This window comes from Labrys sp. (in: a-proteobacteria), from assembly GCF_047605565.1.
Lineage (GTDB): Bacteria > Pseudomonadota > Alphaproteobacteria > Rhizobiales > Labraceae > Labrys > Labrys neptuniae.
Genome location: NZ_JASGFM010000035.1, coordinates 1 through 16012 on the forward strand (window position 1 = coordinate 1; position 16012 = coordinate 16012).

Annotated in this window: 10 protein-coding genes; 6 read left to right on the forward strand and 4 right to left on the reverse strand. The window is 64.8% G+C overall.

Annotated features, from left to right (window positions below):
• Positions 1–113 precede the first annotated feature (113 nt).
• Entirely contained in the window at positions 114–1889 is a 1776-nt protein-coding gene (gcl, locus tag QM672_RS24645; RefSeq protein WP_394313507.1) for a glyoxylate carboligase, read from the reverse strand.
• Between the two features lie 228 nt (positions 1890–2117).
• Between gcl and QM672_RS24650 the strand changes: the two genes are divergently transcribed.
• Positions 2118–3020, forward strand: a complete 903-nt coding sequence (locus QM672_RS24650) for a LysR family transcriptional regulator (RefSeq protein ID WP_367623635.1) — start codon at positions 2118–2120, stop codon at positions 3018–3020.
• Between the two features lie 12 nt (positions 3021–3032).
• Here the strand turns inward: QM672_RS24650 and QM672_RS24655 are convergent, their stop codons facing one another.
• Positions 3033–3995 (reverse strand): hypothetical protein, encoded by a 963-nt coding sequence (locus QM672_RS24655; protein ID WP_311934200.1) that lies wholly within the window; start codon positions 3993–3995, stop codon positions 3033–3035.
• A 513-nt stretch (positions 3996–4508) separates the two neighbouring features.
• Here QM672_RS24655 and QM672_RS24660 point away from each other — a divergent pair.
• On the forward strand, positions 4509–5501 hold the full coding sequence (locus QM672_RS24660) for a carbon-nitrogen hydrolase family protein (protein ID WP_415085761.1): 993 nt from the start codon (positions 4509–4511) through the stop codon (positions 5499–5501).
• Between the two features lie 418 nt (positions 5502–5919).
• A complete protein-coding gene (dctA, locus tag QM672_RS24665) occupies positions 5920–7215 on the forward strand; it encodes a C4-dicarboxylate transporter DctA (protein WP_367623897.1) in 1296 nt (431 codons plus the stop codon).
• A gap of 101 nt (positions 7216–7316) precedes the next feature.
• On the opposite strand, the gene QM672_RS24670 is transcribed toward dctA, so the two are convergent.
• Both QM672_RS24670 and guaD read right to left on the reverse strand, forming a co-directional pair.
• A complete protein-coding gene (locus QM672_RS24670) occupies positions 7317–8774 on the reverse strand; it encodes an NCS1 family nucleobase:cation symporter-1 (protein ID WP_394314069.1) in 1458 nt (485 codons plus the stop codon).
• Positions 8775–9163: 389 nt separating this feature from the next.
• Positions 9164–10495 carry a guanine deaminase gene (gene guaD, locus QM672_RS24675; RefSeq protein WP_415085763.1) on the reverse strand — a complete coding sequence of 444 codons (1332 nt, stop codon included), beginning with the start codon at positions 10493–10495 and terminating at the stop codon, positions 9164–9166.
• Between the two features lie 683 nt (positions 10496–11178).
• Between guaD and xdhA the strand changes: the two genes are divergently transcribed.
• From xdhA to xdhC, 3 genes are read left to right on the forward strand one after another with little or no spacing between them, the layout of a single operon-like run.
• On the forward strand, positions 11179–12678 hold the full coding sequence (xdhA, locus tag QM672_RS24680) for a xanthine dehydrogenase small subunit (protein ID WP_415085765.1): 1500 nt from the start codon (positions 11179–11181) through the stop codon (positions 12676–12678).
• Positions 12671–15040: a xanthine dehydrogenase molybdopterin binding subunit gene (gene xdhB, locus QM672_RS24685; protein WP_415085767.1), complete on the forward strand. Its 2370-nt coding sequence runs from the start codon at positions 12671–12673 to the stop codon at positions 15038–15040. The genes xdhA and xdhB overlap by 8 nt, the downstream gene beginning before the upstream one ends.
• On the forward strand, positions 15033–15905 hold the full coding sequence (gene xdhC / locus QM672_RS24690; RefSeq protein WP_415085769.1) for a xanthine dehydrogenase accessory protein XdhC: 873 nt from the start codon (positions 15033–15035) through the stop codon (positions 15903–15905). Before xdhB ends, xdhC begins: the two co-directional genes overlap by 8 nt.
• Positions 15906–16012: the final 107 nt, after the last annotated feature.

Genomic DNA, 16012 nt, shown 5'->3' on the forward strand with positions numbered 1-16012 from the left:
GAAGCGCTCCATGAACGGCACTTCGTTGAACAGCATGGTGAGGTTGGCGGCAAATTTAGGCATATTCTATGGCCCTCTTTTACCCTCCCCTCGATGGGGAGGGTATGACGTCATCAGTCCAGCAGCGCGATCGCGGTCGGCGCGTCGGTGGCATCGAGGGCGAGATCCTCGAACTCCGTGACCTTGTCGAGATCGGTGCCCATGGCGACGTTCGTGACGCGCTCCAGGATCACCTCGACCACCACCGGCACGCGCAGTTCGGCCGCCAGGCGCTTGGCCTCCACGAAGCCCTCATGCAGCTTCTCGGGATCGGTGACGCGGATAGCGCGGCAGCCCAGGCCCTCGACCACCTTGAGATGGTCGACGCCATAGACGCCCAGTTCCGGCGTGTTGATGTTCTCGAAGGAGAGCTGGACCTGGAAGTCCATGTTGAAGCCGCGCTGGGACTGGCGGATCAGGCCGAGATAGGCATTGTTCACCAGCACATGCACATAGGGCAGGTTGAACTGGGCGCCGACCGCCAGTTCCTCGATCAGGAACTGGAAGTCGTAGTCGCCCGAGATCGCCACCACCGAGGCGCTGCGATCGGCGGCACAGACACCGAGCGCCGCCGGCAGCGTCCAGCCAAGCGGGCCGGCCTGGCCGCAGTTGATCCAGCCCCTGGGCTTGTAGACATGCAGGAACTGGGCAGCGGCGATCTGCGACAGGCCGATGGTCGAGACATAGGTGGTGTCGCGGCCGAAAGCCTTGTTCATCTCCTCATAGACGCGCTGGGGCTTGATCGGCGTCTCGGTGAAATGGGTGCGGCGGAGCAGGGTCTTCTTGCGCTCGCGGCATTCCTCCAGCCAGGCGGAACGGTCCTTGAGCTCACCCTTGGCCTTGAGCTCCTTGGCGGCCTCGATGAAGACGTCGAGAGCCAGGCCGGCATCGGAGGCGATACCGTAGTCGGGCGCGAAGACGCGGCCGATCTGGGTCGGCTCGATGTCGACATGCACGAATTTGCGGTCCTTGGTGTAGACCTCCACCGTGCCGGTATGGCGGTTGGCCCAGCGATTGCCGATGCCGAGCACGAAGTCGGAGGCGAGCAGCGTGGCATTGCCGTAGCGATGGCTGGTCTGCAGGCCGGCCATGCCGACCATCAGGGGGTGGTCGTCGGGAATGGTGCCCCAGCCCATCAGGGTCGGGATCACGGGCACGCCGGTCAGCTCGGCGAAGGTGACGAGCTTGTCGGAAGCATCGGCATTGATGATGCCGCCGCCGGCCACGATCAGCGGGCGCTCGGCTGCCTGGAGGAGGGCGATGGCCTTGTCGATCTGGGCGCGGGTGGCCTTGGGCTTGTAGACGGGCAGCGGCTGGTAGGTCTCCGGATCGAACTCGATCTCGGCCGTCTGCACGTCGAAGGGCAGGTCGATCAGCACCGGGCCGGGACGGCCCGAGCGCATCAGGTGGAAGGCCTGCTGGAAGGTGCCGGGCACCTGGGCGGGCTCCATCACGGTGACGGCCATCTTGGTGAGGGGCTTGGCGATCGCGGCGATGTCGACGGCCTGGAAGTCCTCCTTATGCAGGCGGGCGCGCGGTGCCTGGCCGGTGATGCACAGGATCGGAATGGAATCGGCCGCCGCCGAATAGAGGCCGGTGATCATGTCGGTGCCGGCCGGGCCGGAGGTGCCGATGCAGATGCCGATATTGCCGGCCTTGGCGCGGGTATAGCCCTCGGCCATGTGGGAAGCCGCCTCGACATGGCGGGCCAGGACATGCTTGATCTGGTTGCGCGGACGCAGCGCGGCATAGAGCGGATTGATCGCAGCGCCCGGAACACCGAAGGCGCAGGTCGCACCTTCCTTCTCCATGATGTGCACAGCAGCTTCCGCCGCGGTCATGCGGGCCATGAGCGTTTCTCCTCAAGCATTCTTCGATCCGCGGATCGGAATTGCGTCTGTCTTTTGAAAATCGCGCCTCGCATGCGACCGGTGGGATCGAATCCAGGGCGTGGTTGAATTCTTCGACGGAGCGGTCTTTCCCGCCCATTGCTGCCTGAAGATTGCAGGGGAAGGGCTATTAGTCCAATATATGGTTCAGTATAATCAATATCTCAAACATATGGATTGTCGACCGTCATGGAACTGCGCCATCTGCGCTACTTCATCGCCCTGGCGGAGGAGCTCAGCTTCACGGCCGCGGCACAACGCCTGCACATCTCGCAGCCGCCGCTGAGCCAGCAGATCCGCGACCTCGAGCACGAGCTCGGCGCGGTGCTGTTCCTGCGCACCAGCCGCAAGGTGGTGCTGACCGAAGCCGGCACCGCTTTTCTCGCCCATGCCCGCAGCATCATCGCCAGTGCCGAGCTGGCGGCAACGCAGGTCAAGGCAATCGGCCAGGGCATGACGGGCGCACTCAACGTGGCGGCGACCGGTTCCATGCTGCTCGGTCCGCTCGCCGCCCTGATGGCGGAATATCGACGCCGTTTTCCGGGCGTGGTGATCGGCCTGCACGAAATGGCCCCCGAGGCCCAGCTCAACGCGCTCGCGACGCGGGCCGTCGACATCAGCTTCCTGCGCATGCCGCCCGAAGATGCCGAACTGGTGCGCGAAACCGCCTGGCGCGAGCCTGTCGGCGTCTTCCTGCCATCAGGCCATCGCCTGGCCGAGCACGGCGCCATCGCTCTGGCCGAGCTGCATGAGGACGAACATGTCTTCCTGCGCCTGCGTGATTCCAGCTTCGCAGTCTATCTGCGCCAATGCTGCGTGGAGGCGGGCTTCATCCCGCGCATCAGCCAGCAGGTGATCGAATCCTATTCGCTGACCAGCCTGGTCGCAGCCGGCTTCGGCGTCGCCCTCGCCCCTCGCAGCGTCAGCGCCCTGTCACGCCCCGAGGTGATCTATCGCGACCTGGTGCCGCCCGCCCCCAGCGCCGACGTCAGCATGATCTATCAGCGCGAACCCAGCCCGGTGCTGGCGCGCTTCCTGGCCTTCGCGCGCCGCTTCCTGGCGGATTGGCGGGCGCGGCCGGGCCACCAATGAACTTTCCACCGCTCAGGAAACCGGGATGGCGGCCAGGTCCTGGCGCAGGACCTTCAGGGCCGTCGACATCCAGATCCACACCCTGGCCGACTCGGCCTGTTCCTGGGCCAAGGTGACCTTCGTCCGGCTGAAATGCCTGTAGGCGTCATAGGCTTCCAGGGCGCCATTGGCGCCCGGCGCGGTGTATTTCAGGATTTCACGCGTCGTCCGGTCGCTGGCCAAACGATCTACGGGCGAAGCGGGAGGACGCCGCGCCCCGCCGGCGCCGGGCGGCAGATAATCATTGGATTCGTTGATATAGCCGTCGGGATCGGCGACGCCCCAGGGCGTGCCGCCCATGCCGCCATGGGTGCAGAAGAAATATTGCTGCTTGTAGATGGTGGCGGCACCTGGCGTGCGCCGCGTCGCATAGCTGCCGAACAGCAGCCGCGATCCCGTCTTCGGATCACGGCGGGCATGGAAGCACACCCGGACATTGGGCGGAATGAACAGCGGTGAATTGAAGGGCTGCCTGTCGACGGCATCGAACAGGAAGAGCCCATCGACGGGAATGCCTTCCAGCGCGAGCAGGGAGGCGGCATAGACGACCGCCGCACCACCCCTGCTATAGCCGGCTAAGAAAATGCGTTTGGGCCCCAACGCCTTGTGGCGATAACGCTCCCGCACGGAGCGATAGGCACCAATGCCCAGGGCCGGCGTCGAGACACCGTCGAGGCTCGGTCCACGCCGGTAATATCGTGCCTCGCTGCCCCAGCTCCGATAAAGGCGCTGTACGAAACTGTTGCGGAACTCCGCCTCATAGGCTCGGTCGGAATAGGGGCCGGTACCGTCGATGCCGGCATAGATGTCGAGCGCCGCATTGGCCGCCGCAGCCTGGGCATCGCGCTGGCGCTGCTCCTCGTACCGCGCGACCTCCCTCGTGTAGAGCACCGACATGTCGTGGCTGTCGAAGGGAAAAGCGCCGTTCCAGTTCATTGCCCGCCCCGGATGATCCGCCAAGTATATGAAGCAGTCTATACGGACAATTCGATATCTCTCAAGAAGTATTATTTGACAATTATTTAAAACTCTACGCGGTAGGCACGTACCTTCTGAAACAAATTCGACACAATCTGAGCTCCAGGAGAAAATTATTATAAGAACGGGCGATTGTTCTCCGGTCTTGAAGGAAAAAGACCTGCGGCATTTCGTTCGCATTCTCCTTCAGGTCCCAGGACGGCGGACAGGGCGCCTGGTGCCCGGCAACATCCTGGATGGTACGGACTGAGGAGGGTACCGCGGCAGGGTTGCACAAGTCCGCCCCCTTGACGAACCAATGCAGGCCCGACATTTTCACCCAGGCGTGGCCCACGCCCAACCTCCCAAGGCCTTCCCCAGCATGGCCTTAAACGGGGGCAAAGGGACTTCCGTCTCGGGTCGTCGTCCTGGTCCGATCGTTTCGGGCGTGGTTGCTGGGGAACTTGCGTCCGGGACGTGAAAGGCCTGACAATGACGCAGAATGGCAATCTCAAGCGCCGTGTCCGTGCGCGCGCAGCCAAAACGGGCGAGTCCTACACCGCGGCGCTCAGACATCTTCGTGAGGCACAGCCGCGCCACGCCGACACCCAATCGGTGCGGCTGGCGGTGGCGCAATCCTCGCTGTTCAACGATCCTCGCGACAGCTCCGCACTTCGCACCAGCGGCACGGAAATGCGGCGCCTGATGCGCGACGCCCACAGGACCGGTGCGCGCCTCATCCATTTCCCGGAGGGTGCGACCTGCTCCCCCAACAAGCGCATCATGTCAGCGAATGGTCCCCGCGACGTCGGCCCCTCCGACTGGACCCGATTCGATTGGGCGGTTCTAAGCGAGGAACTCGACGCGATCAGCAGGCTCGCGCGCGAACTCGAGCTCTGGACGGTGTTCGGGTCGGTCCACCGCCTGACCCCGCCGCACCGGCCGCACAACAGCCTCTACGTCGTCTCCGATCGCGGAGATCTCGTCACCCGCTATGACGAGCGGATGCTCTCGCACACCAAGATCTCCTTCATGTATTCGCCGGGCAGGCAGCCGGTGACCTTCGAGGTCGACGATCTGCGTTTCGGCTGTGCGCTCGGCATGGAAGCGCACTATCCGGAGATATTCACCGACTATGAAAGGCTCGATGTCGATTGCGTCCTGTTTTCGACGACAGGTGAGAGCCCGTCGGCCGCACCGCCTTTCGCGGCAGAGGCCTTGGGACATGCCGCCAGCAATGCCTATTGGGTCAGCTATGCCGCCCATGCGCCGCAGAGCGTGACGGTCCCCTCCGGAATAGCCGCACCGGACGGCCGATGGAAAGTGCAATGCCCGGCAGATGGCACGCCGGCCATCGCCGTCACCGACATCGCGACGGATCGCGACCATCCCGCGCGGCCGTGGCGGCGAACCGCCCGCTCCGATCTCTACGAGGCGCATAAAATCGACGGCGATCCCAGAAGCGATGCCCGCAATTCGTTCTGACCGGCGAGAGAGACCCCAAAGGCAATACAGTTCACTCTAGGGTCTTCGAGTTGGCATGAGCTATTTCATTGCCGGGCTTGACCCGGCAATCCAGCCCTTTCGCGCGGATTGTAAATAGCCGGTGCAAGTCCGGCTATGACAAGTCGGAGCGTTTCCTCCTTATGTGAACTGCATTGCCCCGCCCCCCTGGTCGCTGTCGCCGCATCGTCGTTGCGCAAAACGGGCGTCCGGCTTCCAACACGATACCTACGGCAAATGCCGGCTGGCATGCTCCTTGCTTTGATTTCCCCAGCGAGCCCGACGCGCGCCGTCGGCGACGCGGGGATGGGTTCGTCGTCACCCCAGGTGCCAGACGTGCCGGCCGGTTGCGGGACAACTGCCGACCGCTGCGCCTTCGGACAGGAATATTCCGATGACCATGGATGCCATCACGGCCCCGGCCCGCCGGAAACCGCTCATCAATTCCCTCTTCCTCCAGGTTCTCGTCGCCCTTGCGCTCGGCGTCGTGCTCGGCATGGCCGCGCCGGCCTTTTCCGTTCAGCTGAAGGTGCTGAGCGACGGTTTTCTCAAGCTCATCTCGATGATCGTGGCGCCGATCGTCTTCTGCGTGGTGGTAAACGGCATCGCCGGCGTCGGCGACCTGCGCAAGGTCGGGCGGGTCGGCGTCAAGGCGCTGATCTATTTCGAGGTGGTGACCACGGCAGCCCTCGCCCTCGGCCTGCTGCTGGCCCTCGTCGCCGGTCCGGGCCACGGCATGAATATCGACGCGTCCAAGCTCGATGCCGGCGCCATGGGCAGCTATGCCGACAATGCCCACAAGCTGCAGGGTGCGGGCATCGGCAGCTTCATTCTCAACATCGTCCCGACCACCTCGATCGACGCCCTGGCGCGCAACGACGTGTTGCAGGTCCTGTTCTTCGCCATCCTTTTCGGTACGAGCCTCGCGCTCGTCGGCGGCGAAAAGGCGGAAAAGGTCTCCTCCTTCGTGGATGCCGTGGCGACGATCCTGTTCAAGACCATGTCGCTCATCGTGCGCCTCGCACCTCTGGGCGTCCTCGGCGCCGTTGCCTATACGGTCGGCAAATACGGTGTCGGTTCGCTGCAGCAGCTCGTCTCGCTGGTCGTCCTGTATTATGCCGCCGTCGCCGTCTTCGTCATCGTGGTGCTGGGCGGCATCATGCGGATGGCCGGCATCAACATCTTCCGCTTCCTGGCCTATCTGCGCGCGGAACTCGCCATCGTCCTGGCGACCGCCTCTTCGGACGCCGTCCTGCCGCAGGTGATGCGCAAGCTGGAGCATCTGGGCGTGCGCAAATCGGTGGTCGGCCTCGTCATTCCCACCGGCTATTCCTTCAACCTCGATGCCTTCTCGATCTATCTCACTTTGGCCGTCGTCTTCATCGCCCAGGCCACCAACACGCCCCTGTCGCTCGGAGACCTGCTTGTGGTGCTGGGGGTCTCGCTGCTGACCTCGAAGGGGGCCCATGGCGTGCCGGGCTCGGCCATCGTGATCCTGGCAGCCACGCTCAACACGATCCCCGCCATTCCCGCCATCGGCCTCGTACTCGTCCTCTCCGTCGACTGGTTCATCGGCATGGCGCGCGCCGTCGGCAATCTCGTCGGAAACTGCGTCGCAACCGTAGTCATCGCCGCCTGGGAAGGCGACCTCGACCGGGTGCGAGCCGCCGAGGTGCTCGGCGAGATGACGGAGTGACGGGGAAAGTCTCCCGCCATCTCGACCTGGCATGGAGACGTCGCCCGGCCTTCTGCGGAATGAGGGAGCGGAATCGTTGCTCCCTCAGCCGGGTTCCTTCCTCAGGCCTTCGCGCCCGACACCTTCACGCCCGGCGCAGCCAAGCGCAGCGCATAATAGATGACGCCCGCGATAGCGACGCCGAAGAACCAGCCATAGATGCCCCACCAGGCCGGCAGCCAATTGGTCAGGTTGGGCAGGATGGAGGAAAACAGCGCGCCGATGCCGGCGGCGATCAGGGCGTTGACATGCCAGCCGCCCTGGAAGCGGAACTCGCCATCCTCGCGATAGAGCGCCTCGACGTCGATCTCGCCCTTGCGGATGAGATAATAGTCGACCAGCATCACCCCGAGGATCGGCCCCATGGTGGCGCCGATGATGCCGACGAAGCTGGCGGCGCTGCCTTCCCAGGGTGCGAAGGGATAGAGCACCAGGGCGATGAAGGCTGCGATGTAGCCGCCCTTCTTGAAGTCGATGGCGCGGGGGAAGACATTGGCGAAATCGAAGGCCGGCGAGACGAAATTGGCGACGACGTTGATACCCAGCGTCGCCACCGCGAAGGTCAACGCGGCAAGCAGCGCCAGGAACCAGCTGTCGAACTTGGCCGAGATCTGGTCGGGATGCAGCAGCACCTCGCCATAGACGTCGTAGGCGGCGATGGTGGTGACGCCGGCCACCATCGAGAACAGCACCAGATTGACCGGCAGGCCCCAGAGATTGCCGGTGCGCACCGCCGATTTGTCGGGTGCATAGCGGCTGAAGTCGCAGAAGTTCAGGTAGAGCGCCGAGAAATAGGTCACCCAGATCGCCGCCACCGCAAACAGCGAGGTCCAGGACCCTGGCGTGCCGGGCACCCCGGCATCCTTGGTCTTGTCGAGAAGGACGTCGAGGGGAATATCGCTGGAAAAGGCGAATTTGCCGGATTTGACGCACAGATAGACCGCCAGGATCAGCATCATCACCCACACCGCCGGGCCGGCCCAGTCCTGGAAGCGCCGCACCGTCTCCATGCCCTTCTGGATGATCAACAGCTGCAGGGCCCAGATCACCACGAAGCAGATCACTTCGAGCCCGGAATGGCCGAGAAAATGCACGTCGCGATGGAACTGGGCGAAACTGTCGGAGCGGATCAGCAGCGCCACGATGGCGCCTGAAGCGGCCGACGTCTGGGCACCATACCAGAAACAGGCGACCACGGCCCGCACCAAGGCCGGCAGGTTGGCGCCCCAGATGCCGAAGGAGGCGCGGGCGAGCACCGGATAGGGCACGCCGGTCTTCACGCCGGCATAGCCCACCAGGTTCATCAGCGCGTAGATGACCAACGAGCCGATGCCGATGGCCACGATGAAATTGACGAAGCCGCCGCAGAACAGGAACAGGCTCGCGGCGAGATAATAGCCCCACAGGCTGTGCACGTCTGAGGTCCAGACGTTGAAGATGCTGAACGGCCCCCAATTGCGAATTTTCGCCGGGGCCAGATCCTCGTTGTAGAGGTCGGGCGATGCCCCTTTGATCTCCATTATCCCCTCTCCCGCGCTCGTCCGCCAGAGGTTACAACATGACGCATGGTAATGTCCGGCGGCATTTCCATGCGTCATTGCCGGGCCGAATCTTGGCTCCGCATCCTGCAAGTCAGAGCGCTCGAAAGATGCAAGTCAATCAGCATCCATGCAATGAGCACCGATATTTTACCTGTACTGACTCCGCCTGGCCATCATTGCCGGCAATACTGTCTGAATAAAAGGCAGTCTGCACAGCCAGGCGGCGAACACGCGCGTCCATGCGCCGGCATGGCAAGAAAAAACCCGCCTCTCGCTTGGCGATGGCGGGCTGCTGCCAGGCCTGGGGCGCAGAACCTTCCGGGGAAAGGGGCGGCGAATCGGAAGTCCGCACATCCCTAAAATAAGCCTCAGCCGCGCTTGCGCGGCTTCTTCGGCTCGCCCATCACATAGGTCTCCTCGACGGCGCGATCGTCGCCCAGCGTGACCAGCACGAAGAGCTCTTCGGCCAGGGTGGTCACCGTCTCCATGCGATGCGCCATGGCAGGGGTCGCCCTGGCGTCGAGTACCACGGCATCGCATTCATGGCCGGGCTCGAAACTGCCGATCAGATGATCGAGGCCGATGGCGATGGCGTTGCCGCGGGTCATGGCGTGGAACAGCGCCAGCGAATCCAGGCGCTGGCCCTGCAATTGCAGCGCCTTGTAGGCCTCGTTCATGGTCTGCAGCATGGAATAGGAGGTGCCGCCGCCGATATCGGTGGCAACGCCGATGCGCACCGGCCGCCTGGGGTCGCGCATCGCCTTCCAGTCGAACAGCCCCGAACCGAGAAAGAGGTTGGAGGTTGGGCAGAACACGGCGACCGCGTCGACATCCGCATAACGCTGGCGCTCGCTCTCGGACAGATGGATCGAATGCCCCATCAGCGATTTGCTGCCGAGCAGCCCATATTTCTCGTAGATCGCGGTATAGTCGGCACATTCGGGATAGAGCCGCTTGGCCGTGGCGACTTCTTCCAGATTTTCCGAAATATGGGTCTCGACCAGGCAGTCCGGATTTTCGCGCGACAGGGTCGCGGCGGCTTCGAGCTGCCCGGGCGTGGAGGTGATGGCAAAGCGCGGCGCGATCGCATAGAGCTGCCGGCCACGGCCGTGCCAGCGCCCGATCAGGGCCTTGCTGTCGTCATAGCCGGATTGGGCGGTGTCGGTGAGCGCGTCGGGTGCATAGCGATCCATCATCACCTTGCCGGCAGCCATGCGGGTGTTGCGCCGCTCGGATTCCGCGAAGAAGGCCTCGGCCGAGGCCGAATGCACCGAGCAGAAGGCGACCGCCGTGGTGGTGCCGTTGGACAGCAATTCGTCGAAGAAGAAGGCGGCGCCGCGGGCCGCATGGGCCGGATCGCCATATTTCTGTTCCTCGACGAAGGTATAAGTGTTGAGCCAGTCGAGCAGCTGGGCCGCCCAGGACGCCACCACCTGGGTCTGCGGCAGATGGATATGCGGATCGATGAAACCGGGCGTGATCAGCCGGCCCGAATGATCATGGATCACGGCGGCGGCGGGAAGCTGGGAACGCAGAACGGAGGTCTCGCCGACCGCCAGGATCTTGCCGCCGGCCAGGACCAGCAGGCCGTCCTCGATATAGCGCACGGCGCTCTCGCCATGCTCCTCGGGGCTATCAACGAACCAGAGCAGGCGGCCGCGCAAGGCCGTATCCGCCCGCGAGATATCCTTCGTCGTCACAACGTCACTTCCTTCTGGCTGGCGCACAGCGCGCGCGACTGGAGCGCTTTTGTCTGGTGAAGACGCCGTACCTTCAAGGCGGGCACGAGCGTGGGACCCGCGAATACGTCAGGATCCCATGGCATGGTTCACCGATCATGCCAGACATCATAACCATATCCCGACCGGGCGATTGTCACATTTTTTTGGGAAGTCCTTCATATGGGGCCTGTCTACCGCCGTGAGGTTCATCGGTAAATTATAAGTGCTACAAAGAGGCTCGAGCGCCTTGCGATCTGCCGGAATTCGGCACGAAGCGCAAAGACGCTCCTGCCAATCCGCTGGATTGGCTTGGAAACAACGAATTGAGGCAAGCATGCGTTCAGACTGAACGCGCCTTGCTTCGGAAGCGAGCCCGACGAGAAGATTTTGGGAGGGAACCGCCGGCGCAGGGAGACCGGATCGAGACCTCCAATCACATTCCGATCTTGTTCGAGATCGGCCGGGCCTCCAGCCCCGGTTCCAGTTCCTTGGCATGTTCGCCGCCGTGCACCCGTCCTCGGGTCGCCAGTCGCCGGGCATGCGTTGGTATGTTCGGGGCCGGGCATGCTTCTTGCCTGGCTCGCTTCAGTGCCTTCATCGACTATGCTGCGAGGTCGGCAAGCCGGGACAAGCCGGCCGACGGACCTCGCCAAACCACACGGATGATCATGCGCCGGACCGTAAGATTCCTACTCAACGATCGCCAGTTCTCGCTGGAGGGCTTCGACCCCACGCTGACGCTGCTGGACTGGCTGCGCAACGAGCGTCGGCTCATCGGTACCAAGGAAGGCTGCGCCGAGGGTGACTGCGGCGCCTGCACCGTGCTGGTCGGGCGGCTGCGCCAAGACGGCACGGGAAAGACCGAGCTGCGCTATGAAGCCATCAATGCCTGCATTCGTTTCGTGGCAACCCTCGATGCCTGCCACATCGTCACCGTCGAGCATTTGAAGAAGGCAAGCGGCGGCCTGCATCCCGTCCAGCAGGCCATGGTGGAGCTGCATGGCTCGCAATGCGGCTTCTGCACGCCCGGCATCGTGATGTCGTTGACCGCCCTGTGGCTGGGCGCCGCCGCAGCCCCCTCGCGCGAGCGCATCGAGGAAGCCCTCGCCGGCAATCTGTGCCGCTGCACCGGCTATGGTCCGATCATCTCGGCGCTCGACCGGGCCTACGAGATCGAGGCGTCCAGCGCCGATTCCCTGAATGTCGGCCGCGCCGAGATCGCCCGCAAGCTGGCCGGCCTCGCCGACCAGGACATCATCGAGATTTCCGAGGGCGGCCGCAAGCTGTTCGCCCCCGCCACCGCTGACCAGCTCGCCGAACTCACGGCCGCTCATCCCGATGCCACCCTGGTGGCCGGTGCCACCGATGTCGGCCTGTGGATCACCAAGATGCTGATGCGCCCGGCCACCGTGATCACCCTCGGCCGCGTCGGCGAACTCGACCGCATCGAGGACAAGGGCGACCACCTCGTCATCGGTGCCCTGGTCTCGCTCAGCGACGCGCGCGCCGCGCTCGGCGCCCTCGACCCGCAGATCGACGAACTCATCCGCCGCTTCGGTTCCGAGCAGGTACGCAATGCCGGCACCGTCGGCGGCAACGTCGCCAATGGCTCGCCCATCGGCGATTCCCCTCCGGTGCTGATCGCCCTCGGCGCCAGCGTGACGCTGCGGCGCGGCGGGGAGCGGCGCACCGTGCCGCTGGAACAGTTCTTCATCGCCTACAAGAAGCAGGACCGCCAGCCGGGCGATTTCGTCGAGGCCCTGATCGTGCCCAAGCCCAAGCCGGGCACGCTGTTCCACGTCTCCAAGATCTCCAAGCGCTTCGACGAGGACATTTCGGCCGTGTGCGCCGCCTTCCGCCTCGAGCGGGATGGGGCGGGCCTGACCACGAATGCCGTGCTGGCCTTCGGCGGCATGGCTGCCACGCCCAAGCGCGCCGCTGCCGCGGAGGCGGCCCTTGCCGGCCGGAGTTTCAACGCCGAGGCCGCAGAGGCCGCGGCCCTCGCTTTGGCCAGCGATTTCAAGCCGCTCGACGACTGGCGTGCCAGCGCGCGCTACCGCTCGACGGTAGCCGCCAATCTGATCCGCCGTTTCCAGGCCGAGACGGCCACCGGCTCCGTTCATCGGGTTGCCGGCATCCTCCGGAGTGACGCCCATGCATAAGCCCGTCTTCGCAGCCAATCGCGACCAGGTCTCCGGCGGCGTCTATCAATCCACCCGCCACGATTCCGGCCACAAGCACGTGGCCGGCGAGGCCCTCTATATCGACGACATGCCCGAACCGGCCGGTCTCCTGCACGCCGCCCTCGGCCTGTCGCACTGCGCCCATGGCCTGATCAAGGAGATCGACCTCTCGGCGGTGAAGGACAGCCCCGGCGTCGAGCTGGTGCTCACGGCGGCCGACATTCCCGGCGTCAACGATATCAGCCCCTCCAACCATCACGACGACCCGGTCTTCGCCGAGGGCAAGGTGATGTTCTACGGCCAGCCGATCTTCGCCGTGATTGCCCGCACCCGCAACGAGGCGCGCCTGGCTGCGGCCAAGGCCAAGATCACCTATGAGGAGCTGCCGGCGATTCTCGACATCGCCGCCGCCCGCAAGGACGGTAAGGATCTCGTCGCCGAACCGATGAGCCTCAACCGCGGCGATCTCGATGCGGCGATGACCGCCGCGCCCCGGCGCATCAAGGGCTCGATGTCACTCGGCGGCCAGGAGCATTTCTATCTGGAAAGCCACATCGCCCTGGCCGTGCCGGGCGAGGATGGTGACGTCACCCTCTATTCCTCCACCCAGCACCCCAGCGAGATCCAGCACGCGGTGGCGCATGTGCTTGATGTACCGAGCAACGCCATCACCTGCGAGATCCGCCGCATGGGCGGCGGCTTCGGCGGCAAGGAGACCCAGGGCAACATCTTCGCCGCCATCGCGGCCCTGGCGGCACGGCGCACCGGCCAGGCGGTCAAGCTCAGGCCCGACCGCGACGACGACATGGTCGCCACCGGCAAGCGCCACGATTTCGTGATCGACTACGAAGTCGGCTTCGACGACGAAGGCCATATCCTCGCCGTCGACATCCTGTTCGCCGCCCGCTGCGGCTTCTCGGCCGACCTCTCCGGCCCGGTGACCGACCGCGCGCTGTTCCATGCCGACAACGCCTATTTCTATCCGGCCGTGCGCCTCAACGCTCAGCCCTGGCGCACCCATACCGTCTCCAACACCGCCTTCCGCGGTTTCGGCGGCCCGCAGGGCGTGATCGGCGCCGAGCGCCTGATCGAGGAAGTGGCCTATGCCACCGGCAAGGATCCGCTCGATATCCGCAAGCTCAACTTCTATGGCGGACCGGGCCGCGATCTCACCCCCTATCACCAGACGGTGGAGGCGGACCTCTCGGCCGAGATCATCGCCAAGCTCGAGGCATCCAGCGACTACCAGGCCCGGCGCGCCGAAATTCGCGCCGAGAATATCAGGGAGAATGCCCGCGGCGGCACCTTCCGGCGCGGCATCGCGCTGACGCCGGTCAAGTTCGGCATCTCCTTCACCAATAGCTGGCAGAACCAGGCCGGCGCGCTGGTGAACGTCTATACCGATGGTTCGGTGAGCGTGAACCATGGCGGCACCGAAATGGGCCAGGGCCTCTACATCAAGGTCGCCCAGGTGGTGGCGCAGGCCTTCCAGATCGATCTCGACATGGTCAAGATCACGCCGACCACCACCGCCAAGGTGCCCAACACCTCGCCGACGGCGGCCTCCTCGGGCACCGATCTCAACGGCATGGCAGCGCTCAATGCCTGCAACAACATCAAGGAGCGCATGGTCGCCTACGCCGTGGAGAAGCACGGCGTCCCCGCCGACCAGGTCGAATTCCTGCCCGGCCGCGTGCGTGTCGGCAATCGCGAGATCGAGTGGGCGGATTTCGTCAAGGAGGTCTATAGCAACCGCATCCAGCTCTCCTCCTCCGGCTTCTATCGCACCCCGGACATCTATTGGGACCGCAAGGCCGGCCGCGGGCGCGCCTTCTACTATTATTCCTATGGCGCCGCCGCCTCGGAGGTCACCATCGACACGCTCACCGGCGAATACCGGGTCGAGCGGGTCGACATCCTGCACGACGTCGGCTCCTCGCTGAATCCGGCCATCGACATCGGCCAGATCGAGGGCGGTTTCGTGCAAGGCATGGGCTGGCTGACCACCGAGGAATTGTGGTGGGACAACAAGGGGCGCCTGCGCACCCATGCGCCCTCCACCTACAAGATCCCGGTGGCCTCGGACCGGCCGCGCGTCTTCAACATCAACCTGTTGAACAAGCCCAACCACATGCCCTCGATCCATCGCTCCAAGGCGGTGGGCGAGCCGCCTCTGGTGCTGCCGATCTCCGTCCTGCACGCCTTGTCGGACGCGGTGGCCTCGATCGGCGACTACAAGATCTTCCCTGATCTCGATGCGCCCGCCACGCCCGAGCGCGTCCTCTTCGCGGTCGAGGCGATGCACGCGAAGGTGCGGGAGAGGAGCGGGGGCCATGGTTGATCTGGAGATCGGCAGGCTCCTCGCCACGATCGAAGCCGATGGCAGCCAGGCCATCCTGGTCGAGATCGCGGCGGCACTGGGCTCGACGCCGCGCGGCGTCGATGCACTGATGCTGGTGACATCGGAAGCGGTTGCAGGCACCATCGGCGGCGGCCATCTCGAATTCCATGCCATCGACGTGGCACGTTCCATGCTGACCGAAGGCAAGGAAGGACGCGGACCCGCCTCCCAGAGCATGGACCTGCCGCTCGGCCCGATGATGGGCCAGTGCTGCGGCGGCCATGTCACTTTGCGCTTCGAGCCGGTGACCACGAAGGTCGCCGCCTGGCTCGGCGACCATGAGGCCAAGCTCCTGGATGCACGGCCGCCGGTGCTGGTGTTCGGGCTCGGCCATACCGGCCGGGCGCTGGCGAGCATGCTCTCGCTGCTGCCCTTCGCGGTGACGCTGGTGGACGATCGGGCCGAGATGTTCACCGGCCTGCCCGAGAATTGCCGCACGCTTCATCTCGAGGATCCGGCCGACGCCATCGCGGATGCCCCCGCCGGCGCCGCCTATATCATCCTCACCCACAGCCATGCGCTCGACTACCGCCTGACCGAGGCGGCCCTGGAACGCCGCGATGCCGCCTATGTCGGCATGATCGGCTCCAAGACCAAGCGCAAACGCTTCGAAAGCCAGTTCCTGCGCAACAGCGGCACCAACGCCATGCTCGGCGAACTGACCTGCCCGATCGGCGGCGCCGATGTCGACGACAAGCGCCCCGAAATCATCGCCAGCCTGACGGCGGCCGAGCTGGTGCGATGCTTCGCCCAGCGTGCTGCCCGGCTGCAACGGCCCGGCTGGGCTCCAGCCAAGGCCGGCTGACACCCGGCCGGCCCCCGTCAGAACCACCCCGGAAGACCGGCATCCTTCTCCCGCTCGCGGCGAGGATCGCCGTCGCATGCCCAAGCCCAAGCCCATGCCCATGCCAC

Excerpts from the sequence above, each read along its gene's own strand:
- QM672_RS24650 (WP_367623635.1), top strand. The coding sequence starts at position 2,118 with ATGGAACTGCGCCATCTGCGCTACTTCATCGCCCTGGCGGAGGAGCTC.
- dctA (WP_367623897.1), top strand. The coding sequence starts at position 5,920 with ATGGATGCCATCACGGCCCCGGCCCGCCGGAAACCGCTCATCAATTCC.
- QM672_RS24670 (WP_394314069.1), bottom strand. The coding sequence starts at position 8,774 with ATGGAGATCAAAGGGGCATCGCCCGACCTCTACAACGAGGATCTGGCC.
- xdhC (WP_415085769.1), top strand. The coding sequence starts at position 15,033 with ATGGTTGATCTGGAGATCGGCAGGCTCCTCGCCACGATCGAAGCCGAT.
- gcl (WP_394313507.1), bottom strand. The coding sequence starts at position 1,889 with ATGGCCCGCATGACCGCGGCGGAAGCTGCTGTGCACATCATGGAGAAG.
- xdhB (WP_415085767.1), top strand. The coding sequence starts at position 12,671 with ATGCATAAGCCCGTCTTCGCAGCCAATCGCGACCAGGTCTCCGGCGGC.
- QM672_RS24660 (WP_415085761.1), top strand. The coding sequence starts at position 4,509 with ATGACGCAGAATGGCAATCTCAAGCGCCGTGTCCGTGCGCGCGCAGCC.
- xdhA (WP_415085765.1), top strand. The coding sequence starts at position 11,179 with ATGATCATGCGCCGGACCGTAAGATTCCTACTCAACGATCGCCAGTTC.
- QM672_RS24655 (WP_311934200.1), bottom strand. The coding sequence starts at position 3,995 with ATGAACTGGAACGGCGCTTTTCCCTTCGACAGCCACGACATGTCGGTG.